This window comes from Terasakiella sp. 4MB5A, from assembly GCF_050058155.1.
Lineage (GTDB): Bacteria > Pseudomonadota > Alphaproteobacteria > Rhodospirillales > Terasakiellaceae > Terasakiella > Terasakiella halodenitrificans.
Window position 1 is genome coordinate 505,371 of the sequence record NZ_CP188815.1, and the last position, 22,720, is coordinate 528,090.

Annotated in this window: 24 protein-coding genes and 1 riboswitch; of the genes, 21 read left to right on the forward strand and 3 right to left on the reverse strand. The window is 48.0% G+C overall.

Annotated elements, in window-relative coordinates:
* The first annotated feature begins 46 nt into the window (after window positions 1–46).
* From ffh to rplS, 5 genes are all read left to right on the forward strand, one after another.
* Window positions 47–1,495, forward strand: coding sequence for a signal recognition particle protein (ffh, locus tag ACI0FF_RS02435; RefSeq protein ID WP_419798567.1), 1,449 nt, complete (start codon window positions 47–49; stop codon window positions 1,493–1,495).
* A gap of 68 nt (window positions 1,496–1,563) precedes the next feature.
* Window positions 1,564–1,983, forward strand: coding sequence for a 30S ribosomal protein S16 (gene rpsP / locus ACI0FF_RS02440; protein WP_419798568.1), 420 nt, complete (start codon window positions 1,564–1,566; stop codon window positions 1,981–1,983).
* 44 nt (window positions 1,984–2,027) lie between these two features.
* Window positions 2,028–2,624 carry a ribosome maturation factor RimM gene (gene rimM, locus ACI0FF_RS02445; protein ID WP_419798569.1) on the forward strand — a complete coding sequence of 199 codons (597 nt, stop codon included), beginning with the start codon at window positions 2,028–2,030 and terminating at the stop codon, window positions 2,622–2,624.
* A complete protein-coding gene (gene trmD, locus ACI0FF_RS02450) occupies window positions 2,621–3,349 on the forward strand; it encodes a tRNA (guanosine(37)-N1)-methyltransferase TrmD (RefSeq protein WP_419798570.1) in 729 nt (242 codons plus the stop codon). The genes rimM and trmD overlap by 4 nt, the downstream gene beginning before the upstream one ends.
* 53 nt (window positions 3,350–3,402) lie before the next feature.
* Window positions 3,403–3,765 carry a 50S ribosomal protein L19 gene (gene rplS, locus ACI0FF_RS02455; protein WP_417822233.1) on the forward strand — a complete coding sequence of 121 codons (363 nt, stop codon included), beginning with the start codon at window positions 3,403–3,405 and terminating at the stop codon, window positions 3,763–3,765.
* Between the two features lie 277 nt (window positions 3,766–4,042).
* Here the strand turns inward: rplS and ACI0FF_RS02460 are convergent, their stop codons facing one another.
* A complete protein-coding gene (locus ACI0FF_RS02460; RefSeq protein ID WP_419798571.1) occupies window positions 4,043–4,702 on the reverse strand; it encodes a S24 family peptidase in 660 nt (219 codons plus the stop codon).
* A gap of 312 nt (window positions 4,703–5,014) precedes the next feature.
* Between ACI0FF_RS02460 and ACI0FF_RS02465 the strand changes: the two genes are divergently transcribed.
* The 8 genes from ACI0FF_RS02465 (at window position 5,015) to ACI0FF_RS02500 (ending at window position 14,168) form a co-directional block, all read left to right on the forward strand.
* Window positions 5,015–5,197, forward strand: coding sequence for a helix-turn-helix domain-containing protein (locus ACI0FF_RS02465; RefSeq protein ID WP_419799680.1), 183 nt, complete (start codon window positions 5,015–5,017; stop codon window positions 5,195–5,197).
* Between the two features lie 448 nt (window positions 5,198–5,645).
* Window positions 5,646–7,070, forward strand: coding sequence for a 3-isopropylmalate dehydratase large subunit (leuC, locus tag ACI0FF_RS02470; protein WP_419798572.1), 1,425 nt, complete (start codon window positions 5,646–5,648; stop codon window positions 7,068–7,070).
* Between the two features lie 4 nt (window positions 7,071–7,074).
* Entirely contained in the window at window positions 7,075–7,686 is a 612-nt protein-coding gene (leuD, locus tag ACI0FF_RS02475; RefSeq protein WP_419798573.1) for a 3-isopropylmalate dehydratase small subunit, read from the forward strand.
* A gap of 57 nt (window positions 7,687–7,743) precedes the next feature.
* Window positions 7,744–8,853, forward strand: coding sequence for a 3-isopropylmalate dehydrogenase (leuB, locus tag ACI0FF_RS02480; protein WP_419798574.1), 1,110 nt, complete (start codon window positions 7,744–7,746; stop codon window positions 8,851–8,853).
* 215 nt (window positions 8,854–9,068) lie between these two features.
* Complete coding sequence (locus tag ACI0FF_RS02485; protein WP_419798575.1) at window positions 9,069–10,118, forward strand: cytochrome-c peroxidase; 1,050 nt, start codon at window positions 9,069–9,071, stop codon at window positions 10,116–10,118.
* Between the two features lie 87 nt (window positions 10,119–10,205).
* Window positions 10,206–11,165 carry a hydrogen peroxide-inducible genes activator gene (locus ACI0FF_RS02490; RefSeq protein WP_419798576.1) on the forward strand — a complete coding sequence of 320 codons (960 nt, stop codon included), beginning with the start codon at window positions 10,206–10,208 and terminating at the stop codon, window positions 11,163–11,165.
* Window positions 11,166–11,234: 69 nt separating this feature from the next.
* A riboswitch (TPP riboswitch) is annotated at window positions 11,235–11,339 on the forward strand.
* Between the two features lie 51 nt (window positions 11,340–11,390).
* Window positions 11,391–13,193: a phosphomethylpyrimidine synthase ThiC gene (gene thiC / locus ACI0FF_RS02495; RefSeq protein WP_419798577.1), complete on the forward strand. Its 1,803-nt coding sequence runs from the start codon at window positions 11,391–11,393 to the stop codon at window positions 13,191–13,193.
* A gap of 300 nt (window positions 13,194–13,493) precedes the next feature.
* On the forward strand, window positions 13,494–14,168 hold the full coding sequence (locus tag ACI0FF_RS02500; protein ID WP_419798578.1) for a substrate-binding periplasmic protein: 675 nt from the start codon (window positions 13,494–13,496) through the stop codon (window positions 14,166–14,168).
* Window positions 14,169–14,243: 75 nt separating this feature from the next.
* Here ACI0FF_RS02500 and ACI0FF_RS02505 read toward each other — a convergent pair whose 3' ends face one another.
* Window positions 14,244–14,390, reverse strand: a complete 147-nt coding sequence (locus tag ACI0FF_RS02505) for a hypothetical protein (protein WP_419798579.1) — start codon at window positions 14,388–14,390, stop codon at window positions 14,244–14,246.
* A gap of 74 nt (window positions 14,391–14,464) precedes the next feature.
* Between ACI0FF_RS02505 and ccmA the strand changes: the two genes are divergently transcribed.
* Window positions 14,465–15,136 (forward strand): heme ABC exporter ATP-binding protein CcmA, encoded by a 672-nt coding sequence (gene ccmA, locus ACI0FF_RS02510; protein WP_419798580.1) that lies wholly within the window; start codon window positions 14,465–14,467, stop codon window positions 15,134–15,136.
* A complete protein-coding gene (gene ccmB / locus ACI0FF_RS02515) occupies window positions 15,136–15,801 on the forward strand; it encodes a heme exporter protein CcmB (RefSeq protein ID WP_419798581.1) in 666 nt (221 codons plus the stop codon). Before ccmA ends, ccmB begins: the two co-directional genes overlap by 1 nt.
* Before the next feature lie 14 nt (window positions 15,802–15,815).
* On the opposite strand, the gene ACI0FF_RS02520 is transcribed toward ccmB, so the two are convergent.
* Entirely contained in the window at window positions 15,816–16,238 is a 423-nt protein-coding gene (locus ACI0FF_RS02520; protein ID WP_419798582.1) for a rhodanese-like domain-containing protein, read from the reverse strand.
* A gap of 173 nt (window positions 16,239–16,411) precedes the next feature.
* Between ACI0FF_RS02520 and ACI0FF_RS02525 the strand changes: the two genes are divergently transcribed.
* The 6 genes from ACI0FF_RS02525 to ACI0FF_RS02550 all read left to right on the forward strand — a co-directional run bounded on the left by ACI0FF_RS02525 (window position 16,412) and on the right by ACI0FF_RS02550 (window position 22,690).
* A complete protein-coding gene (locus ACI0FF_RS02525) occupies window positions 16,412–18,598 on the forward strand; it encodes an EAL domain-containing protein (RefSeq protein ID WP_419798583.1) in 2,187 nt (728 codons plus the stop codon).
* A 92-nt stretch (window positions 18,599–18,690) separates the two neighbouring features.
* On the forward strand, window positions 18,691–19,245 hold the full coding sequence (locus ACI0FF_RS02530) for a helix-turn-helix domain-containing protein (RefSeq protein ID WP_419798584.1): 555 nt from the start codon (window positions 18,691–18,693) through the stop codon (window positions 19,243–19,245).
* A 65-nt stretch (window positions 19,246–19,310) separates the two neighbouring features.
* Entirely contained in the window at window positions 19,311–20,246 is a 936-nt protein-coding gene (locus tag ACI0FF_RS02535; protein WP_419798585.1) for a ketopantoate reductase family protein, read from the forward strand.
* Window positions 20,240–21,112, forward strand: coding sequence for a DMT family transporter (locus ACI0FF_RS02540; protein ID WP_419798586.1), 873 nt, complete (start codon window positions 20,240–20,242; stop codon window positions 21,110–21,112). Before ACI0FF_RS02535 ends, ACI0FF_RS02540 begins: the two co-directional genes overlap by 7 nt.
* Before the next feature lie 109 nt (window positions 21,113–21,221).
* On the forward strand, window positions 21,222–21,962 hold the full coding sequence (locus ACI0FF_RS02545) for a glycosyltransferase family 2 protein (protein WP_419798587.1): 741 nt from the start codon (window positions 21,222–21,224) through the stop codon (window positions 21,960–21,962).
* A complete protein-coding gene (locus ACI0FF_RS02550) occupies window positions 21,959–22,690 on the forward strand; it encodes a TVP38/TMEM64 family protein (RefSeq protein WP_419798588.1) in 732 nt (243 codons plus the stop codon). The genes ACI0FF_RS02545 and ACI0FF_RS02550 overlap by 4 nt, the downstream gene beginning before the upstream one ends.
* The last annotated feature ends 30 nt before the right edge of the window (window positions 22,691–22,720 follow it).

A 22,720-nucleotide genomic window follows, 5' to 3' on the forward strand; every position in this document is an offset into this window, starting at 1 on the left:
AGTCCTCGAGTATCGGGCACTGGCGCGTTTTGCGTTGGGATTTGGTATGTTTGAAAGTCTTCAGAGTCGCCTTGGCGGCATTTTTGATAAACTCACAAAACGTGGCTCTCTGTCTGAGGCCGACGTTAGCGAGGCGATGCGCGAAGTCCGTGTTGCTTTGCTGGAAGCTGACGTTGCCCTGTCGGTTGTGAAAGATTTTGTCAAAAAAGCTAAAGAAAAGGCGATTGGCGAAGAAGTTTTAAAAGGGATTAATCCGGGCCAGATGGTCATTAAGATCGTGCATGACTGCATGGTTGAAATGCTGGGTTCGGATGATACGGCGATTAATCTGAAGGCCGTTCCCCCGGTTGCGATTTTGATGGTTGGTCTGCAAGGTGCGGGTAAAACAACCACCTCTGCCAAAATCGGCCTGATGCTCAAGAAGAAAGAGCGCAAAAAAGTTTTGCTGGCCAGCCTTGACGTTTATCGTCCGGCCGCCCAACAGCAGCTTGAGGTCCTCGCCAAACAGGCGGAGTTGAACTCGTTGCCGATCGTCTTTGGCGAACAACCGGTTGCCATTGCCAAACGTGCGATGGTTGAGGCCCGTAAGGGCGGTTATGACGTGGTTATCCTCGATACGGCAGGTCGTCTGCATATTGATGAAAAACTGATGGATGAAGTCGCGCAGGTTCGTGACGTTGCCAACCCGGCGGAAACCCTGTTGGTTACGGATGCCATGACCGGGCAGGATTCTGTCAATGTTGCCAAGGAATTTAACGACAAGATCGGCATTACCGGTATTGCTCTGACCCGTGTGGACGGGGATGCGCGTGGTGGTGCAGCGCTGTCCATGAAAGAAGTCACCGGCGCACCGATCAAGGTGATGGGTGTTGGTGAAAAAATCGATGAGTTGGAAGCTTTCCATGCTGATCGTGTGGCTGGTCGAATCCTCGGCATGGGCGATGTGGTCTCGTTGGTTGAAAAAGCACAGGAAACCATCGAACAGGATAAAGCCGAAGCCTTAGCCAAACGGGTCATGAAAGGCTTGTTCACGCTGGAAGATATGCTGGAACAGCTCAATCAAATTCGTAAAATGGGTGATGTGGACGGTTTGCTTAGCATGTTGCCGGGTATCGGCAAGATGAAAAAACAACTGGCTGAAGCCAAAGTGGATGACAAAATGATCGCTCGTCAACAAGCGATTATTCTGTCTATGACGGTTAAAGAGCGTCAAAATCCAAAGATTATTAAGGCATCGCGCCGCCAGCGTATCGCGGCAGGCTGCGGCCTCACAGTTCAGGACGTGAACAAGTTGCTGAAACAATATCAGCAAACAGCGACCGTCATGAAAAAAGTCGGAAAGATGAACAAAAAAGGCCTGCTCGGCAAATTGGGCGGCATGATGGGTGGACCGGGTGGTGCAATGCCGCCGGGTGGACTCAATGGTTTGCCCGGACTAGATGGTCTGGGTGGACAAGGTGGCTTGCCACCGGGATTGCCGCCTTTCAAAAAGTGAAGGCCTTTAATGTTTGAATTTTCGATTTAACCTTTTGTACTAAACCCAAACCATAGGAAAGACCAACAATGGCTCTTACAATCCGTTTGGCACGTGGCGGGGCTAAAAAGCGCCCGTTCTATCGTATCGTTGTTGCAGACAAGCGCGCTCCGCGTGATGGCCGTTTCATTGAGAAAGTCGGCACATACAACCCGATGCTGGCCAAAGACGACGAAAATCGTGTGAACATGGACATCGAACGCGTTGATTACTGGATCGGTCAAGGCGCGAAGCCGTCTGATCGCGTTTTGCGTTTCTTGGTTAATGCCGGTAAAGCCGAACGTGCTATTCCGCAGCAAACCAAAAAAGCTGAACAGTCTGAAAAGACTAAAATGCGTATCCAGGAAAAAGAAGAGAAACGCCGCGAAGCTGAAGAAGCTGCAAAAGCTGCTGCTGAAGAAGCCGCTGCTGCCGCTGCTGCACCGGCTGAAGAAGCTGCGGAAGCTTAATTCTTCTTTTGAATTTTTCATTTTTGGATAAAGATTTACAGATCATGTCTTCAAATACACCCATAAAGGATAATGAAAGTGCGCGCGTGTGCGTGGCTGCTTTTTCGTCCGCGCACGGTGTAAGTGGGGCCATGCGTTTGAAAAGCTTTACTGAAAATCCGGATGATGTTGCGGCCTTTAAGGTGTTGCAAAACGAAGATGCGACCAGGACTTATGAAATCGAAGTCGTCAGCCATACAGGCAAAGGCGAATTGATTGTCAAAGTTGATGGTGTGCAAACGCGTGAAGCAGCCGAATTGTTGAAAGGCGAACGTCTCTATGTCTCGCGTACCGAATTGCCTGAAGCCGGTGATGAGGAATTTTACCATGCGGACCTGATCGGTCTGACGGTCAAAACGACCAGTGGTAAAACCCTTGGAACTGTGCGGGCGGTATTTGATTTCGGTGCGGGTGATATGCTGGAAATTCTTCCCAAAGAAGGGGCACTGATTATGGTGCCGTTCACCAAGGCAATTGTACCGATTGTGGATATTGAAAAAGGGCGTGTCGTCGTCGATCCACCTGAGGGACTATTGCCGGAAGAGAAAAAGAAAAAACGCAAAAAGCCGCAAAAGGCGCAAGGCAAGGAGGATCCGCAATGAGCCCTCAATTGTTGCCTTGGACGGCTTGTGTGTTGACGCTTTTTCCCGAAATGTTTCCCGGCATGCTGGGGCATTCCTTGGTCGGACGGGGGCTGGAAGAAGGTCGTTGGTCATTGGATACCATCCAAATCCGCGATTTTGCGACAGACAAACATAATACAGTGGACGATACCCCTTGTGGTGGGGGTGCCGGTATGGTGATGCGACCCGATGTGGTCGGCGATGCGTTGGAGGCGGCCTCTGTTCGTTTTCCGATGGCCAAGAAGGTGTTTTTAACACCGCGTGGCAAAACATTGACGCAGGAAAAAGTCCGCGAATTGGCCGAAGGGCCGGGTGTGATTTTGCTTTGCGGTCGCTATGAAGGCATTGATCAACGTGTTCTGGATGAACATGATGATCTGGAAGAAATCAGTATCGGAGATTACGTTCTTTCCGGCGGTGAATCTGCTGCAACCGTGTTGTTGGACGCCTGTGTGCGTCTGCTGCCCGGTGTGATTGGCAAGGAAGCCAGCCACGAGGACGAAAGCTTTGAAGCCGGGCTTTTGGAATATCCGCATTATACTCGCCCACGTGTGTGGCGGGGGCGCGAAGTTCCTGAAACTCTGTTATCTGGACATCATGAAAAAATTCTGGCTTGGCGTAAAAGTCAGGCGCAACGCATTACGCAGGATCGCCGCCCCGATTTGTGGGCTGCTTACTGCAAAGAAACCAAAGGAAGTGCCTGAGATTGGCACCTCTCCATTGACTGAGATCACTCCTTTTTTAGAAGGTCGAGACCATGAATATTGTAGAACAACTCGGTAAAGAGCAGATTGAAAAGCAAACTGCTGAACGTGAAATCCCGAAATTCGGCGCAGGTGACACCCTGCGTGTGCAAGTTCGCGTAAAAGAAGGCGAGCGTGAGCGTCTGCAGGCGTTTGAAGGCGTTTGTATTGCCCGTAAAAACGACGGCATCAACTCTGCTTTCACACTGCGTAAATTGTCTTTTGGCGAAGGCGTAGAGCGCGTATTCCCGCTGTACTCCCCGAACCTTGCAGAAATTAATGTGGTTCGTCGCGGTGATGTTCGCCGTGCGAAACTTTACTACTTGCGTGGCCGTACGGGTAAAGCTGCTCGTATCGCTGAGAAAAAAGACTGGTAAGAAAAGTGATGGTGTTTCTTTTTCAAAGAAATGGAAATGCCTCTTTTTGAACAGACGACCTCTCGGCCTCTTTCTGCTTTGATAGATCTGGAAGACTATGCTTTCAGCTATCATCGCAAATTAATCGACGTGACTTTAACAAGGTTGCCCGATATTTGCTGTAAGTAGAAGAGCCACTGTTGGCAAGCGCCGTGTCCTTTGCTCACTTGTCGAGCGTGAAGGGCGCGGCGCTTTTCGCTTTTTAAACTCTCTGTATGTAAAAACAGAGATATCGAGTTTAGGGAATGTGTTTACCAACCCAAAGGGCGCGACCGATAATCTGGATTTGATGAAACTTGTCATTTTTGACGAGATATGGTGGATACAGGGTCTGGTTATCACTTATAATTTCAACACCATCAAGAATGTTGATAATACGCTTGATGTTGATCTGATCTTTAAAGATGAAAGCATATATACCGTCTTCCAACTTGGTCTGGGCGCGATCGACAAGGACATAATCTCCGCTGCTCATCGTGTGATCCATTGAATCTCCATGAACTTTGAAAAGACAGAGTTGATCAAATTCTTGATGCCCTAAACGTTCTTCGAGAAAAGATTTTGAAAATGGCATATGGTTTTGCAATACAAACCGTTCGGTGAAGGGTTTGTCAGACTCTTTCAAGTCCTTGCTGATGACCGGGACATGAACGATGGCAAAGGTGTCGTCAACACGTGTACCGAGTGGTTGTTTGGGGTTGGCGCCCGTTACAAGCCAGTCGATTGTTACGCCTGCAGCGTGGGCGATGGCGGCAATGCCGATGATTTTTGGCTCGCTTGATCCGGCCAACCAATTGGCGAATGTACGTTCGGATACACCTGACTTTTCACAAAGGGCGCGATTGCCACCGCATTCCTTGGCAATTTCTTTCAGGCGTACTTGCAATTGATCGGTCAAAACGAAATCTCCCTCGAAGTCGTATTATTGAGCCTTGGGAAAGATTTTTTATGTTGGTCTTGAGATTGAATATTGAAACATAAAATCTCTAGATTTGTTTTTCCCATATATGGCATACTCTATTCATTGGGATGAAAAAGTTGGTTGCTTTGCCATTTAGAGTTCTCATCCCAATCGTGATAATTGTGTAACCAAAAAAATCCGGAATATACCGGACCAGAATTTGGGGATTCTATGCCGTACTCAACATGCAGAACCAAAAACGCACACCCAGAAGATGTGAAAGCCGCCGTTCGGAAAAAAGTTGGCTCAATGGCTTCCTTGGCGCGCTATCATGGTGTCTCCGACTCCGTCGTACGTGCTGCGCTTATTCGTCCCCAGCCGACTGGAAATAAAATTATTGCAGATTGTCTCGGTGTACCTCTCCATTCGTTATGGCCTGAGTGGTACAATGAACACGGCCGTCGTATACCCCCAAATCGACTGGCAGAATGATAATCATTTGTATGACGTTTTCCAAACACGAAACGGCTAAATTGGTAAAGAAATTCCGATATTCAACCGTAGAAATCCTTTTTAGTCCAGCATTCTATTTGAGCGCTTGTTATATGCACAAATAACTTGTACGGAATTCCAGCTTGAATGGCTGAAATGACATGAAAGTTCTTTTTGGTTGCGTAACTTATAGGTGGCGTTATTCCATTTTGTAGTGATGGCTTAATTTCCAAGTTTTCATGTTATGGCGAAGTTACGATTCGTGACCTTATAAAATATGAAATATTCTTGCTTTATAAGGGGGGATGCCGATATGAATTTGATTGATTTCCAACCCTTAAACGACATTAAGATAAAGTGCGTGACCTTTGGCGTTAAAACTTTTATAGAAGGGGCGCATTTCTTATATAGATATTAGACATTCGAACTCATTCGGAGAAGAACGACAATGGGCAACCCCCGTACACTCTTTGACAAGATCTGGGACAGCCATCTGATTGAAACACAGGACGATGGTACAAGTCTGATCTTCATCGATCGCCACATGGTACACGAAGTGACCTCACCACAGGCCTTCGAAGCGCTACGTTTGACGGGGCGTAAGGTACGCCACCCGGAACTGACCCTCGCTGTTGCTGACCATAATATTCCGACATCTGACCGTTCAAACGGTATTGTGATTACAAACGAGGAATCTCGTATTCAGGTAGAAGCGCTGGAAAAAAATACCAAAGATTTTGGCGTTCCCTATTTTGCGATGGATGATATTCGTCAAGGTGTTGTGCATATCGTTGGACCAGAGCAAGGTTTCACACTGCCGGGTGCCACAATTGTATGTGGGGACTCCCATACCGCGACGCATGGTGCCTTTGGTTCCCTTGCCTTCGGTATTGGGACGTCTGAAGTTGAACACGTTCTGGCCACGCAAACCTTGTTGCAGAAAAAATCCAAAAACATGGAAGTCCGTGTTGAAGGCGCTTTGCCACCAGGTGTGACTGCTAAAGACTTGATCTTGGCCATTATCGGCAAAATCGGTACAGCCGGCGGTACAGGTTGCGTGATCGAATTTACCGGTCAGGCGATTATGGACCTGTCTATGGAAGGTCGTATGACGGTTTGTAACATGGCAATTGAAGGTGGTGCGCGTGGCGGTTTGATCGCTGTGGACGAAAAAACCATCAATTACGTCAAGGGCCGTCCGATGTCTCCGAAAGGGGCAGCATGGGAAGCAGCCATTGAATATTGGAAAACATTGAAATCCGATGAGGGTGCGGTTTACGACGAAACCGTTATCATCAAGGCGGAAGATCTGGTTCCTTATGTGACGTGGGGCACCAGCCCGGAAGATGCGTTGCCGATCACGGCGAAAGTTCCATCCCCGGCAGAGGCACGCGATGCCGGTAAAGCCAGTGCGATTGAACGCGCCCTTAAATATATGGGTCTGGAAGCTGGCACACCGCTTAATGAAATCGAAGTTGATCACGTCTTTATCGGTTCTTGTACAAACGGCCGCATTGAAGATTTACGGGCAGCGGCTGCGGTTGCAAAGGGCCGTAAAGTTGCTGACGGGATGACAGCAATGGTCGTTCCGGGTTCTGGTTTGGTCAAAGAAATTGCCGAAGAAGAAGGTTTGGATCAAATCTTTATCGAAGCCGGTTTTGACTGGCGTGAGGCCGGTTGCTCCATGTGTTTGGCGATGAACGACGATCGCCTGGCACCGGGGGAACGCTGTGCGTCCACATCCAACCGTAATTTCGAAGGTCGTCAGGGCCGCGATTCGCGCACCCATTTGGTCAGCCCTGAAATGGCTGCTGCTGCTGCGATCACCGGCAAACTGACAGACGTTCGCGACTTGTTGAAAGAGGGGAACTAAGAACATGGAAAAGTTCACCACACTGACGGGCATCGCCGCCCCGATGCCGTTGATCAATATCGACACAGATATGATCATTCCGAAACTGTTCCTCAAGACCATTAAACGCTCCGGTCTGGGTGTGCATTTGTTTGATGAAATGCGCTACAATCAAGACGGTTCGGAAAAAGACGATTTTATTCTGAATAAAGAACCATACCGTGATGCTAAGATCATCATTGCGGGTGATAACTTCGGTTGTGGGTCTTCACGTGAACACGCCCCTTGGGCTATCGCTGATTTCGGGATCCGTTGTGTGATTTCCACAAGCTTCGCCGATATCTTCCATAACAACTGTTTCAAGAACGGTATTTTGCCGATCCGTTTGCCGAAAGAAGATATTGATAAGTTGATGGACGATGCGTCCCGTGGGGCAAATGCGACGATCACAATCGATCTTGAAAATCAGGAAATTAAAGGCCCGGACGGCGGCACCATCAAATTTGATGTGGACCCGTTCCGCAAGCATTGTCTGATTGAAGGTCTGGATGATGTCGGGTTGACCTTGCAACGTGAAGAACAGATCAAAAGCTTTGAAGAACAACGCGCGGCTTCTATGCCGTGGTTGGTTCGTTAACACCACTACCGCCATCCCTGTGCTTGCAGGGGTGGCGCGTCTTTAAGGGAATACAATATGTCCGACGCTAAAAACCTGTTGTTCTTGCCGGGTGACGGCATTGGTCCGGAAGTCATGGGTCAAGTCCGTAAAATCATTGATTGGCTGGCGAAAAACCGTTCTGTCAATTTTAACATCACCGAAGGTCTTGTGGGTGGTGCCTGTTATGAAGCACACAAATGTGCTGTAACAGACGAAACTCTTGCTGATGCGATGGCTGCGGATGCGGTCATGTTGGGTGCTGTCGGTGGCCCGAAATGGGATAACGTAGAACGCCATGCCCGCCCCGAAGCCGGCCTGCTGCGTCTGCGCAAGGAAATGGACCTGTTTGCCAATCTGCGCCCGGCGATGGTATTTGATGCGCTTGTTGACGCATCGACTTTGAAGGACGAAGTGGTTCGTGGTCTGGATATCCTGATCATGCGCGAATTGACAAGTGGTGTCTATTTCGGTGAACCGCGCGGTGTGGAAGATCTGCCCGGTGGCGGTCGCAAAGGGTTTGATACACAAGTCTATACGGATGCAGAAATCATTCGTGCGGCGCATGTGGCCTTTGATCTGGCGAAAAAACGTGGCAATAAAGTCCATTCTGTTGAAAAAGCCAACGTGATGGAATCCGGTAAATTCTGGCGTGAAGTTGTGACCAAACTACATGCAGAAGAATATGCAGATGTGACATTGGAACATATGTATGCAGATAACTGCGCGATGCAGTTGGTGCGTAACCCCAAACAATTCGACGTGATCCTGACAGACAATCTGTTTGGCGATTTGCTGTCTGATTGTGCGGCGATGTTGACCGGTTCATTGGGGATGCTGCCGTCTGCGTCTTTGTCCGGTAAGGATGAAAACGGCAAAGTCCGTGCGATGTACGAGCCGGTCCACGGGTCAGCCCCGGATATTGCAGGTCAAGACCTCGCCAACCCGTTGGCAACGATTTTGTCGTTCTCCATGTGCTTGCGTTACAGCTTTGACATGGGCGCAGATGCCGGCCTGCTGGATCAAGGTGTCCAAAATGTCCTGAATGCGGGTATTCGTACAGGCGACATCATGCAGGCTGGTATGCAACAAGTTGGTTGCGCGGCGATGGGGGATGCCCTGATTACCGAGTTAAATAAACTCGTTTAATAGGCTTACCCGAATATTTTATAAAAAACCCGGCAGGTGATTGAACCTACCGGGTTTTTATTTTTTCTGAATAGGACATAGTTTTTTCCTATGGTCTGGATTGATTAATAGTATTTCCTTTCATTTGTCTAATTCTACATCATGGGTTTGCCCATCTTTGGGGGGTGGGGTCGGGGTGTTATGCCCCGGATACCGTTTCACTAATGGAGAAGACAATGAAACGTATCTTCGTAGGATTATCGCTTATTGCAGCCACATGCGCATTCATACAGCCGGCAACGGCTGCTGACGATCTACTGGCACGCGCAAAAGAAAATTTTAAGGCTATTCCGACGGCTGTGCCGGAAATTGCCGACAACAAAGTCACTTCCGATAAAGTTGAGCTCGGTAAAATGCTGTTTATGGACCCACGCTTGTCCTCTAGTCATTTGATCAGCTGTAACACCTGCCACAACGTTGGCATGGGTGGGGATGATAACCTGGAAACATCCATCGGACACGGTTGGGCCAAGGGACCGCGTAATGCGCCAACAGCTTTCAATGCGGTGTTTAATATTGCTCAGTTCTGGGATGGTCGTGCGGCGGATTTGAAGGCACAGGCCAAAGGCCCGGTTCAGGCCGGGGTTGAAATGAACAACAAACCTGAACGCGTCGTGGAAACATTGAAAAGCATGCCTGATTATGTGGCTATGTTTGCCAAAGCCTTCCCGAGCGACAAAGACCCGGTGACGTTTGATAATATGGCGCGTGCGATTGAAGCGTTCGAAGCCACCTTGATTACGCCGAATTCCAAATTTGACAAATTCTTGATGGGCGATACATCCGCCCTGAATAAAGTAGAGGCCGAAGGTCTTGATTTGTTTATGGAAAAAGGTTGTGTGGCGTGTCATGCCGGCACCAACTTTGGTGGCGAAGGGTATTATCCATTTGGTGTTGTTGAAAAACCCGGTTCTGAAATTTTGCCGGAAGGCGATAAAGGTCGCTTTGCTGTAACCAAGACAGCAGATGATTCCTATGTTTTCCGTGCGGCACCGTTGCGCAATATCGAACTGACAGCGCCTTATTTCCATTCAGGCAAGGTTTGGGACTTGAAACAGGCAGTTTCCATTATGGGGGCAAGTCAGTTAGGTGAGAAATTGTCTGAAAAAGAAGTCGAATCTATCACGGCCTTCTTGCGTACATTGACAGGTGACCAGCCAAAAATTGAGTATCCAATTTTACCTAAGTCAAGCGCGACAACACCTAAACCTTTAGAAATGAAATAAGTAAAAACTAAAGCAGTTGAGAAAAGGAAGAGACGGTAAATATCGTCTCTTCCCTCTTGTCGTTTTAAGTGCAGAAGGAACAGGTCCGTGAAGATTACACAATTGCGTTATGCTTTGATGGTGGCTCAGGAAAAGAATTTTAGTCGGGCGGCCGACCTTTGTCATGTGTCCCAACCTTCCCTCAGTGTGGCGATTAAAAATCTGGAAGAGGAACTGGATGTCACGCTGTTTGAAAGAATTAAGAATTCTCTGAAAGTAACGGAAGAAGGTAACAAGGTTTTATCTCAAATCGCCATCGCCGTAAGCGAAGTGGACCGGGTTAAAGAAATTGTAGACGGTCTGCGTGGCGAACTTTCCGGCACATTGCGTTTGGGTGCAATTTATTCGGTTGGGCCTTATATTTTTCCAAATCTGATCCCGAACGTTCATCAAAATGCCCCAAAGCTGACCTTATTGATTGAAGAAAACTTCACCTCGACTCTGTTGGAGTTTCTCGCCCACGGTCGTATTGATATGGCGTTGGTTGCCCTACCCTTTGATCATCCGGGTATGAGCACGATCCCCCTTTACAAAGAACCCTTTGTCGCAGCTGTCCCCAAAGGGCATGCTTGGGAAGGTCGCAATGACATTGGCGGGGATGAATTGGCGGATGAAAAATTATTGTTGTTGGGGAAAGGCCATTGTTTCCGGGATCAAGTGCTGGAAATTTGCGAAGCACCACATAGCTTTGAAGACAGCAGCAAAGGGGTCCATAATATAATTGAAGGCAATTCCCTTGAAACCATCCGCCATATGGTCGCGGTGGGAACCGGTATTACGGTGCTGCCGACCTCTGCACTGGAAAATTTTTTGTGCAAATCCGAACATACTTGCCCAAAAAGTGCCAGCAAAACGGTGCGCTATGCCTATTTTAAAAACCCGGCACCGTCACGTGATATTGCTTTGGCGTTCAGAACATCCTATCCCAATATGCAAATTGCGGAAATGTTGAAAGAAACCATTTTGGCAAACCTGCCAAACGGTTGCTTCCCTTTAGATCCTGCCTGAGAGAGAGAGAGAGTTACGTTTTTCCGAACTAATTTTCTTGACCTTTATAGTCAACTATCCCACTTATAGTCCGATGCCAAGGGGTGCCTGAATAGGGCTGAGAGTCCGAACGTGTGACAACCCTTTGAACCTGATCCGGGTTATTCCGGCGTAGGGATGGACGTAATTTCCCCCAACGCTCACCCCCGGATCTCCTGACCCAAATTGATTGGAGATCCTCAGACTATGAGCAACGACACTTCAAAACTTAACATCACAACGGGCCCCTTGCCGGGTTCAGAGAAAGTATTTTTTGGTTCTGACACGATGGACGACGTCACGGTCGCCATGCGTTGTATCCACCTTGAAGGCGGCGAACAACCGGTTGTGACCTATGATACATCCGGTCCCTATAGTGATCCGAACGCGACCATCGATATCAACGTAGGCCTGCCCAAATTGCGCCGCCAGTGGATTCTGGATCGCGGCGATGTGGTTGAATATGAGGGTCGCGACGTCAAACCCGAAGACAACGGCCTGTTAAAAGAAGACGACCAACCCGGCGTGGAACCGTTTGTGCGCGGGGATTTAAAACCGTTACGTTCCAAAGACGGAACAGCTGTCACCCAACTGGCCTATGCCCGACGCGGTATGGTCACACCAGAAATGGAATATGTCGCCATTCGGGAAAACGAAGCCCGCAAGGAAGCTTACCTGCGCGACGGCGAACCGTTTGGTGCGGAAATTCCCGATGTCTGCACCGGTGAATTTGTCCGTTCTGAAATCGCACGCGGTCGGGCGGTTCTCGTGTCCAACGTCAACCATCCGGAACTGGAACCGATGATCATCGGGCGCAACTTCCTGACCAAGATCAACGCCAATATCGGCAACTCTGCCGTGACCTCGTCTGTGGCTGAAGAAGTCGACAAAATGGTCTGGGCGACCCGTTGGGGGGCCGACACAGTCATGGACCTGTCCACCGGGACCGACATTCATAATATCCGCGAATGGATTATCCGCAATTCCCCGGTGCCGATCGGAACCGTGCCGATCTATCAGGCGCTTGAAAAATGCCGCGGGATTGCCGAAGACCTGACTTGGGAAATTTTCCGCGATACCTTGATTGAACAGGCCGAACAAGGCGTATCTTACTGGACCATCCATGCCGGTCTTTTGCTGGAACATGTGCCGTTAACCGTCAACCGTGTCACCGGGATTGTGTCGCGTGGCGGGTCTATCATGGCGAAATGGTGTTTGCATTATCATAAGCAAAACTTCCTGTGGGATCATTTTGACGATATCTGCGAGATTGCCAAACAATATGATGTGGCGATTTCATTGGGTGATGGTTTGCGCCCCGGTTCCATTGCGGATGCCAATGACGAAGCCCAATTTGCTGAACTGCGCGCGCTTGGCGTTTTGCAGAAGAAATGCATGGAACACGACGTTCAGTGCTTCATTGAAGGCCCCGGCCATGTGCCCATGCATAAGATCAAGGAAAATATGGACCTGCAACTCGAAGTCTGTGACGAGGCCCCGTTCTATACACTCGGTCCGCTTGTCACAGATATTGCGGCGGGCCATGATCATCTGGCTTCCGCGATCGGGGCGGCGATGATCGGCTGGTACGGTTGTGCGATGTTATGTTACGTCACCCCGAAAGAACACTTGGGCCTGCCCAACCGCGATGACGTGAAAGAAGGCGTCATGGCTTATAAGGTTGCGGCCCACGCGGCCGATCTGGCCAAGGGGCACCCCGGTGCGCGTCTACGCGATGATGCGATGAGCAAGGCGCGGTTTGAATTTCGTTGGCGCGATCAGTTCCATTTGGCGCTTGATTCGGAAAAGTCATTGGAATTCCATGACGAAACCCTGCCGGCGGAAGGTGCCAAGATTGCGCATTTTTGTTCTATGTGCGGGCCGAAGTTCTGCTCCATGCGCATCAGCCATGAAGTAAAGGCAGAGGCGCAGAAAGGCATGGCGGAAATGTCGGAAAAATTCAAAAAAGAAGGCGGCGAGATCTATAAAAAAATCGATGCTGCTGAATAATCCTAAAAATTGAAATGAACACAAACAAAAAGGGAGGCATTTGCCTCCCTTTCTTTTTCTGAAATACGTGAAAACTTCATACTCCTTTATGATTTTTGAAATATTTGAGTGGCTGGTCAACATTTATGCTAGAATTTCTCTGCAAAATTCACATAATTAGGTTGTGTGAAGATATGCTATGCTCCTTTACACCAGCGGTTTATAAAAAGCCATTCGTGTCACAAAATGAACGATATAAAAATGTTTGCTCGGGAAATGCGAAAAAGACTGTTTCTGATTTTTTTGTCGGCGGCTTTGATCATGTCTGTCAAAGCTTCGGCACAGGAATGGATTATGTCTGTGCAGCATGCCGATCTTTCCCCGTTTAAACATCGTAATGGATTTGGGCCTGGTGGGATCAATGTGGATATTATGTCTGCGATTGCCCATGAAATCGGCGTGGATTTAAAATTCACCGATTTTACGATTGCGCAAGGGCGTGAGAAATTTAAAACAGGGGATGTGACGGTTGATTGCTGTTTGAATGAAGTCTGGTTTCCAAAGCAACAAGATGTTCATGTCTTCAGCAAGCCGATATATCACTTGATCGAAGTTTTCGTTTTTCCAAAAGGGAAAAAGTTTCCCGTTCCGGACACATCCGTTTTAACCGATAAAACGGTTGCAGGTATTCGCGGGTTTACATATCCCGGTCAGGATAATTATGGGCGCCGCGTGGATGGGGACAACCCGTTGGAAGTCTTGCGATTGGTGCATGAAGGCAAAGTAGATGTTGGCGTGTTGGAACGTCATGCGGCCTCGTTTCACATCAATTCCCATAAGTTTAAGGTCCAGTTTGGTGACCCTTATTATTCGGTGGAAGTCGCCGTGCGTTTGCATCGATCCTTGGAAAACCGATTGGAAGATATTAATCAAGCGATTGATAAGTTAAAGTCGAACGGAATGATCAAGCAAATTATTGCACGTAACTTGCGATAAGATAGTGGGGCTTCAAAAAAATAAATAAGGCAAAAAAAGGCAGATTTGGCGCATAATACTGCCCCATTTGCAGTGTTAAATAAGAAACATGGAAAGAACGGTGTGTTGAGGAATATCCCCCTCGCGATAATCCCCAAAGCCCTTAAACGGTTTTATCCCATCAAACACACTTTCTTGATACACCGCTTGGACCATAACCGAATCGATCATGCTAGAACTCATCAAATCATCCTCGGACTTGCCCCCCGAGGATGATTTGTTTTAACAATAGGCTGAACGGTATAAAGGGGAAAGTCATGGCGACTTTTGCAGGACGGGATTTGGTCTGTATCCGAGGGGAGCGACTGGTCTTTTCAAAATTGAATTTTGCGATGGAAAGTGGCGGGTGTTTGACCCTGATCGGTCATAACGGCGCGGGGAAGTCTTCTCTGCTGCGCATGATGGCCGGTCTGCTTCATGCCGCCAGCGGTGACATGGTGTGGGATGATCAAGTGGTTGCTGACGATATGGATGAACATCGCGAACGTTTGCATTATGTCGGACACCATGACGCGATTAAGCCGGTTCTGACGGTAGAAGAAAATCTGAAATTCTGGGCTGGCCTGCGCAGTGATGCGTCTGAAGCCCAAGCGAATTTTAAAGAAGCCCTGGATATCTTTTCCATCGGACATTTAATTGATGTGCCGGGACGCTTCTTGTCTGCCGGACAAAAACGCCGTGCCAATCTGGCCCGTATCATTGCGTCGAAATCGCCATTGTGGCTGTTGGACGAACCGACAACAGCGTTGGATAAAGAATCGATTAAAAAACTGGAAGATGTAATTGAAAGTCACCGCGCCAAAGGTGGTATGGTGGTTCTTTCAACACATTCTGATATGAATATTAAAGACCAGCAAATTTTAAATGTCAGTGAATTTAGTGCCGCACGCGGTCACGAAAGCGCATCCTTACTGGCGGAGGGCATCTAATGGGTCGTTTTCTTTCTATTGTGCGCCGTGATCTACGCCTTGCTCTGCGCCAAGGCAGTGATAGCGTGATGGTCGTGATGTTTTTTGTTCTGACGGTTGTTTTATTTCCGTTCGGCATCGGGCCGGAAGGCAATATTCTCGCCCGTGTTGCCAGTGGTGTGATTTTTGTTGCGGCCCTTTTGGCGTCAATGCTGTCGTTGGAACGCCTGTTTCAAACTGATTATGAAGATGGCTCGCTGGAACTTCTGACCTTAAGTCCTTTGCCGTTGGAAATTATTGTTCTGGCAAAAATCACCGCACATTGGTTGACAACAGGCCTGCCTTTGATGATCGCCTCGCCCTTATTGGCAGTTTTGATGAATATGGATGGCAATGGCTTTACCATGCTCATGCTCGCCTTGTTGCTCGGCACACCTGCACTGAGTCTGATCGGGGCAATCGGGGCGGCCCTTGTGTTGGGGTCACGTCGCGGTGGGGTGTTGATTTCCCTGCTGGTTTTGCCGTTGTTTGTACCTGTTTTGATTTTTGGCGTGGGATTAATTGAGGCTGCAATTGGCGGATTTGCGGTAAAATCCCAGATCCTCGTTCTGTCTGGCATCTTATTTGCCTGTCTTGCCTTTTGTCCGTTTGCGGCAGCGGCTGCGGTCCGTCAATCGGTTGAATAAGTTGGAATGCAGGGTTATCCCTGCATCCACGGTAGGCCGGCAACTTTCCAGCCGTTGACGTTACCTCGGTGGCGTTGATCGTCGTGATCGCCTTCAAATCCGCCTTCAATGTTATAACAGGTCTTGTATCCTGCTTGTGTCAGGGCGATGGCGGCATATTTGGAGCGCACACCGGAACGACAGAGCATAAGGAGTTCTGTTGTTTGGTTGGGGACCAGTTTGGCGATATCTTCGATAAAGGTTTCGTTACGCATACCACCGGGGAAATGGTTCCATTCCACCAACAGGTGTTCTTTTTCCAATGATGACAGATTGACCTGACCGACCCAGGCCCATTCGGCTTCGGTCCGCACGTCGATTAAAACGGCATCTTTGGAAGATTGAAGGATTTCCCAAGCCTGCTTGGGGGTGATATCTCCGGCATATTGCTCAGACACGGTGAACTCCCTTGGTATTGTGTCACGATACCTTCTTGTTACACTTGTTTACAGATCCTGCAAAATATCTTTTCTAAAATGTTCACGGATGTGTGAACGAGTGTGAAATGCAATTCTCATCTTATATTGATATTGTCTAATGCAACATCTGTAAAACAAGAATGAAAATTGATATGGCGCTTTTGCAAACCTTATCCTCAAAAAGCTTTTTGGAAACTCTGTTTCAGTGCCGTTTGTGCCGACATGTGACAGGAGCGGTTTTTCTGGCAATTTTAATTGTCGAAGGGGCAATCCTTATTTTTTCGGTCAATAACTTTGAGCGTGATCGACTGTTGGAAGTTGAACGAGAAGGTTTTGCGGTTGTACGGGCCTGGCTGGAAATTAGTGCAGATGGCCCACAAACCATGAAGAAGATGGCTCCGATGATCGGAAGTGGCTCGGTCTTGATTACGGCAGATGTTGTCGATGAAGCGGGACGTGAAGTTGCCAAACTGTCGCAACACAGTATTTTGGCACCGAATAAAGAAACGTTCACAGTGACCTGGACACCACAAAAACTGGGTTATCCGTTGTATGTCACGGCAGTGCTGGATAAATCGGAAATACCGGGGCAAATTCGGGCCTTTGTCTGGCGAATTATCGGGCTTGTCTTGTTGATTTCATTTTTTGTGACCGTTGTGACAATGGTGATCTTGGATCGTCTGATGTTGCGTCCAATCCGCACGTTGCGTAGTCGGATGACCGATGCTTGTGTTGATTTATCCCACCCTGGATCACATTTGATTGAAAAAAGCAGAAAGGATGAACTTGGCGATGTGGCTTTGGCCTTTAATGATCTGTTGAAACGTCTGTCGGCAGCCTTTGGTGAAATCCGTATTCAGCAAGATAGTTTGCAGGAAAATAATAGTCGCCTTGAAATAGAGGTGGTTGAGCGTACGAAAGAATTAAATGAAACGGTGCGGGAATTGCGCCGTGAAGCAAGTGAACGTGAGCGTATTGAACAAGCGCTTGATGCGTCAAACGGTGTATGTACATCGGAACATCTTAAAAAAATTGCTTATACCGATACATTAACTGGATTGGCAAACCGTGATTTATTTATGGATCGGTGTCGTCAGGTTTTACGTCAAATGAAGCGGACTGATCTGAAAGCAGCTGTTCATCTTATTGATCTGGATAGATTTAATGCCATTAATCAATCCTATGGGTCACAAGGTGGCGATGCGGTTTTGCAAACCGTTGGAGATCGTTTACAAGGCTTGGTGCGGGAATCCGATACGTTGGCCCGTTTAAGTGCAGATGAATTTGCAGTGATCCAGTTTGATATTTCTGGCAGTGACGATGCATCGGTTTTAGCCCAAAAAATAACGGATCATATCAGCCCGCCGGTTCAGTGGCAGAAGGACGAAATTGATGTGACCTGTTCGTTAGGGATTACATTACTGAATACGGAAGATAACTCGGTTGAAGATGTCTTGCAACATGTGGCCTTGGCGTGTAAGCGGGCCAAACAGGATCAGGGCTCAAGTTACCATTTTTATGCTGAAGAAATGAACAAGCAGGCATTAGAGCGCCAAATCATTGAACGAGACCTGAAGAAGGCATTGGTGAATGATGAATTGGAAGTTTATTTTCAACCAAAACTGGATGTAAAAAACAATCGTGTTTCGGGAATGGAAGCCTTGGTGCGCTGGAACCATCCAGAACGCGGGTTTATGTCACCGGCCTTGTTTATCCCAATTGCAGAACGTAGCCAGCTGATCGTGTCGATTGGAGAATGGGTTTTGCGCACAGCGTGTCGTCAGATCAGACGTTGGCAGGCCAATGGGTTGGGAGATTTGAAAGTTGCGGTCAATGTTTCTGCCGTTCAGTTGACGCAAATCTGCATTGTCTCGCAGGTGCGACGGGTGTTGTTGGAAACCGGATTACAGCCGCATTTACTGGAACTGGAAATTACCGAAAGTGCGGTGATGAAAAATGTCGAAGAGACAATCACAATTCTGGAAGGTTTACGGGATTTGGGTGTTTCGCTGTCGATTGATGATTTCGGGACAGGCTATTCCAGCCTGAATTATCTGAAACGTTTTCCGGTAAAGCGCATCAAGATTGATAAGGCCTTCGTTGATGAAATTACCGATCTCAATAGTGAAGGTGTGATTGCGCGTGCGGTTGTAACGATGGGCCATAGTTTCGGTATGGAAATTACAGCCGAAGGTGTGGAAGAAGAGTTCCAACTGGAATTTCTGCGTAAACTCGGTTGTGATGAGATACAAGGATATCTGTATGGCAAGCCAATGGCAGCGGCTGATTTTGAAGCTTTTGTGAAAATGCCTACGCAATCGTCTTTCGCTGCGCAGTAAATGCCGATTTATTATATGATTAAAACGCTGGTGGGTAGGAAACGGGCCGATTATAAAAGAATTGGGATCAGTTCTTTTACGAGGCACGAAATATGACCTTTATTCCTGAGGTTTTAAAAAAGACACGGACGCAAGAAGGATTAACACTGGATGATTTGGCTGAAAAATCAGGTGTGAGTCGGTCTATGATTTCAAAAATTGAACGCGGGCAGGCTGTGCCGTCCACAACCGTTTTAGGTCGGTTGGCTGAAGCGCTGGATTTAAGTATCACTCAATTTGTCGGTGGACAAAATCGAGATGAATCGGTGCATGTTCCTGCAAAAAAACAACCTGTTTTTGTCGAAGAAGAAACAGGGTTTCAGCGGCGCTCCTTATCGCCACTTTATCGTGGACGTGGTGTTGATTTTGCCAAAAACATGCTTCCTGCGGGGCAAAGAACAGGCCCGTTCCCTTCTCATCGAGCAGGAGTGGAAGAGCATATTTATGTGCACTCAGGCGTGCTGCGTGTTCATGTCGGCCATGAAGTTTATGATCTGGAAGAAGGTGATTTTCTGTTTTATCCGGCGGATCAAGAACATACGTTTGAAAACCCAGGTACCGAGCCGGCTGAATTTTTCATCGTCATTGACAGTACGCATTTGCGTTAAAATTATAAAATTGCCAAAATTAACATTTCTCCTATAATAGAAAAATCCATTATAGGAGAAATGTTATGAGGATATTAATTGTCGGGGCGGGTGGTATTGGTGGCTATTTTGGCGGACGCCTGCAAGAAGCCGGGGCAGATGTTACGTTTCTTCTACGTTCGAAGAAACGCAAGGTGCTTCAAAAAAGTGGTCTAAGTCTTGAAAGCCCATTGGGGAACTGGCAAGGAAATATCAAAACACTCAGTGTTGGTGATCCGGCTGAACCCTTCGACATCGTTCTCTTATCTTGTAAATCTTATGATTTGGATTCAGCCCTTGATGCGGTTTCTGGTTTTATTGGTTCAAAAACAATCGTTTTGCCATTGTTGAATGGTCTTCGGCATTTGGAGAGAATTGCCCAACGCCAACCATCTATAAATCTTTGGGGTGGTTTGGTGCATATTGGGGTTCGTGCGGGTGATTACGGCAAGATTACGCATTTTAACAAGATCAACGATTTCACGCTTGGACCATTGGACCTCAAGGTCAAACCGTGTTCCCAAATCAACGACCTGATCTCTACATTTGGTAAATCTCCGGTCCGGGTCGTATACAGCCGTCATATTTATCATGATCTTTGGAAAAAGTTTGTGTTCCTGGGAACGCTTGCCGGAATGACGTGTTTGATGCGTGCTGATATTGGTACCATTTTGCAGACAACACATGGCAAAATACTGATTTTACAGTTGTTAGAAGAATGTAAAGCGATTGCTGAACAGGAAGGTCATCACATTCAAGATGATGTGATTTTGCAATATGTTGCGCAATTGACGGATAAAACGTCAACGGCAAGTGCATCAATGCTTCATGATATAGCCTGTCAAAACCCAACTGAAGGCAATCATATATTGGGGGATTTATTAGCACGTGCGACCCGACATGATGTGCAAACCCCGTTATTGAAAATCTGCTATACGCATCTGGATGTTTACGAGCACCAAAGAAGGAGGGTTTTATGCTAAGTGAACATAAAGGCCTTCTTCTTGGTATTATTGCTGTACTCTCATTCAGTTTGACACTGCCTATGTCGCGTCTTGCATTGATGGATATTGATGCTTTTACGTTGGCGCTTTGTCGTATTCTGATTGCTATCGTAATCGCGGGTTTTATTTTAGCCGTCCGTAAACCGCCGTTGCCGCAAAAACATCATTTGCTAAGCCTAGCTTTATGTGCGTTTGGGATTGTCTTTGGCTTTCCTGTTTTTACAACCTTGGCCTTACAAACCGTATCTGCGTCCCATGGTGCGGTTATCGTTGGGTTGTTGCCGATGTGTACGGCAATGGCAGGGGCATTGATCGGACAGGAAAAACCGTCATTTGGGTTCTGGATGACAGGATTGTTCGGCACGGTCCTAACATTCATATTCGCCTTTCGGCAGGCGGAAGGCGTACTCGCGATTGGTGATGTTTATTTAATTTTGGCCGTGCTGAGTGCCGCAATTGGGTATGCGTATGGCGGGCGGGTGTCCAAAGATCTTGGTAGTTGGCAGTCAACCTGTTGGGCGATTGTGTTGACAGCTCCATTGATTGTGATGTCACTCTTTTTTATTCCTCTTTCATTGAACGATTTGCGTGTGGGTTCATTTATTGGTGTTTTGTACGTTGGTATTGTATCGCAGCTGGTCGGTTTCTTTTTTTTATATAAAGCAATGGTGCTTGCCGGGATTGCCAAGACATCGCAACTTCAGTTAATGCAGCTTTTTATGACTTTTATTGCGTCGTGGTTATTGTTGGGGGAGCATATCGGTTTGGATTTGGTTATTTTCGGAAGTTTGGTTGTTTTATGTGTTGGATTGGGGACACGATTACGGGTCGTGCGGAAAAATTAAATCTATCTGCTTAAACTGATGAACGAAGGGAAGTTCATCCTAGACAAAGTGGATGAAAAGGCCATAATGCGCGGCGTTTCAAGTGCCATACAAGCAAGGCTGATTGCCCATGACCACCACACCAGAGATGTCCGTTGTTGTTCCCGTTAAAAATGAAGCGGAAAACATCCAGCCCCTGATTGAAGAAATCTGCGCGGCGCTGGAGGGAAAAATCTCGTTTGAAATCGTTTATGTGGATGATGGCAGTGATGATGACACCCCGCAAAAATTACGCGATATGCAGGTCAAGCTGGATAACCTGCGTGTGGTGACGCATCGTCAAGCCTGTGGTCAAAGTACGGCTGTTCGCAGCGGGGTGAAGCAGGCGCAAGGGCGCGTGATTGCGACTTTGGACGGGGACGGGCAGAACGATCCGGCGGACATTCCGGCGCTGTATGATGAATTGATCAAAGATGATAATCAGGATTTTCTGTTGATGGCAGGCTGGCGGGCCAAACGTCACGACAGCGCGTTTAAGTTATGGCAATCGCGCAACGCCAATAAAATTCGCGCTGGCCTGTTGGGTGACAACACGCCCGATACTGGATGCGGTTTAAAAGTTTTTACACGGGAAGCGTTTCTCGATCTGCCTTACTTTAACCATATGCACCGTTTTTTACCGGCACTGATGATCCGGCGTGGCGGACGTGTGCAGTCGGTACAGGTTAATCACCGGGCACGTGAACGCGGGGTGTCCAAGTATGGTATGTGGAACCGCCTGTGGGTCGGCATTGTCGATATTATGGGTGTGATGTGGCTACAAAGCCGGGGCAAAGTTCCTGAAATCATTTTGCCCAAGGATGAGGCATGAATTTTAAGGTCTTCATAAAAGGCCTGGTTTTCCTATGTTCGCTCGCCGGGGCGGCTTATCTGCTGTCTTTAGGGATGGATGAAAGCTGGATCGACGAGAATGTGCGCGGTCAGGGCTTAAAAGGCTGGTTGATCTTTATTTCGCTCGGCGGTGTGTTGGCAGCCGTTGGTTTCCCGCGTCAAATTCTGGCGTTCATGGGGGGCTATGCGTTTGGCGTCGTGAAAGGCACCACGATCACGGTATTGGCCGTTGGTGTGGGCTGTATTTTGACTTTTTCTTACGCACGGGCCTTGGGTCGAAATTTTGTCAAACGCAAATTTCCACGCAAGGTGAAACGGATTGATGAGTTCTTGTCGGAAAGTCCGTTCCTGATGTCTTTGTTGATCCGTTTATTGCCAGCGGGGAGCAACGTCGCGACAAATGCGGCCGCCGGGGTGTCCGGTGTACGGGCGCTGCCCTTTGTGATCGGTTCGCTTGTCGGATATATCCCGCAAACGATTGTGTTTGCCTTGGCAGGCAGCGGTGTGGACGTGGACCCGGTTTGGCGGATCGGCTTGAGCGTGGTTTTATTTTTATGCTCCGGCGTGCTGGGGGTCTATCTTTATCGTCGATATCGTCATGGTAAAACATTGGGCCGCGAGATTGAGAGTCAACTTAGCGGTGATGAAGCTGAGGCCGAAGCCATTGTTCGCGAGAGTGATCGCGGTTCCTCTTCATCGCAGGCTTGAAGCCAACCTTTTTCAATGTCATAAACGCCC

Excerpts from the sequence above, each read along its gene's own strand:
- ffh (WP_419798567.1), top strand. The coding sequence starts at position 47 with ATGTTTGAAAGTCTTCAGAGTCGCCTTGGCGGCATTTTTGATAAACTC.
- rpsP (WP_419798568.1), top strand. The coding sequence starts at position 1,564 with ATGGCTCTTACAATCCGTTTGGCACGTGGCGGGGCTAAAAAGCGCCCG.
- rimM (WP_419798569.1), top strand. The coding sequence starts at position 2,028 with ATGTCTTCAAATACACCCATAAAGGATAATGAAAGTGCGCGCGTGTGC.
- trmD (WP_419798570.1), top strand. The coding sequence starts at position 2,621 with ATGAGCCCTCAATTGTTGCCTTGGACGGCTTGTGTGTTGACGCTTTTT.
- rplS (WP_417822233.1), top strand. The coding sequence starts at position 3,403 with ATGAATATTGTAGAACAACTCGGTAAAGAGCAGATTGAAAAGCAAACT.
- ACI0FF_RS02465 (WP_419799680.1), top strand. The coding sequence starts at position 5,015 with ATGGCTTCCTTGGCGCGCTATCATGGTGTCTCCGACTCCGTCGTACGT.
- leuC (WP_419798572.1), top strand. The coding sequence starts at position 5,646 with ATGGGCAACCCCCGTACACTCTTTGACAAGATCTGGGACAGCCATCTG.
- leuD (WP_419798573.1), top strand. The coding sequence starts at position 7,075 with ATGGAAAAGTTCACCACACTGACGGGCATCGCCGCCCCGATGCCGTTG.
- leuB (WP_419798574.1), top strand. The coding sequence starts at position 7,744 with ATGTCCGACGCTAAAAACCTGTTGTTCTTGCCGGGTGACGGCATTGGT.
- ACI0FF_RS02485 (WP_419798575.1), top strand. The coding sequence starts at position 9,069 with ATGAAACGTATCTTCGTAGGATTATCGCTTATTGCAGCCACATGCGCA.
- thiC (WP_419798577.1), top strand. The coding sequence starts at position 11,391 with ATGAGCAACGACACTTCAAAACTTAACATCACAACGGGCCCCTTGCCG.
- ACI0FF_RS02500 (WP_419798578.1), top strand. The coding sequence starts at position 13,494 with ATGTCTGTCAAAGCTTCGGCACAGGAATGGATTATGTCTGTGCAGCAT.
- ACI0FF_RS02505 (WP_419798579.1), bottom strand. The coding sequence starts at position 14,390 with ATGAGTTCTAGCATGATCGATTCGGTTATGGTCCAAGCGGTGTATCAA.
- ccmA (WP_419798580.1), top strand. The coding sequence starts at position 14,465 with ATGGCGACTTTTGCAGGACGGGATTTGGTCTGTATCCGAGGGGAGCGA.
- ccmB (WP_419798581.1), top strand. The coding sequence starts at position 15,136 with ATGGGTCGTTTTCTTTCTATTGTGCGCCGTGATCTACGCCTTGCTCTG.
- ACI0FF_RS02525 (WP_419798583.1), top strand. The coding sequence starts at position 16,412 with ATGGCGCTTTTGCAAACCTTATCCTCAAAAAGCTTTTTGGAAACTCTG.
- ACI0FF_RS02530 (WP_419798584.1), top strand. The coding sequence starts at position 18,691 with ATGACCTTTATTCCTGAGGTTTTAAAAAAGACACGGACGCAAGAAGGA.
- ACI0FF_RS02535 (WP_419798585.1), top strand. The coding sequence starts at position 19,311 with ATGAGGATATTAATTGTCGGGGCGGGTGGTATTGGTGGCTATTTTGGC.
- ACI0FF_RS02540 (WP_419798586.1), top strand. The coding sequence starts at position 20,240 with ATGCTAAGTGAACATAAAGGCCTTCTTCTTGGTATTATTGCTGTACTC.
- ACI0FF_RS02545 (WP_419798587.1), top strand. The coding sequence starts at position 21,222 with ATGACCACCACACCAGAGATGTCCGTTGTTGTTCCCGTTAAAAATGAA.
- ACI0FF_RS02550 (WP_419798588.1), top strand. The coding sequence starts at position 21,959 with ATGAATTTTAAGGTCTTCATAAAAGGCCTGGTTTTCCTATGTTCGCTC.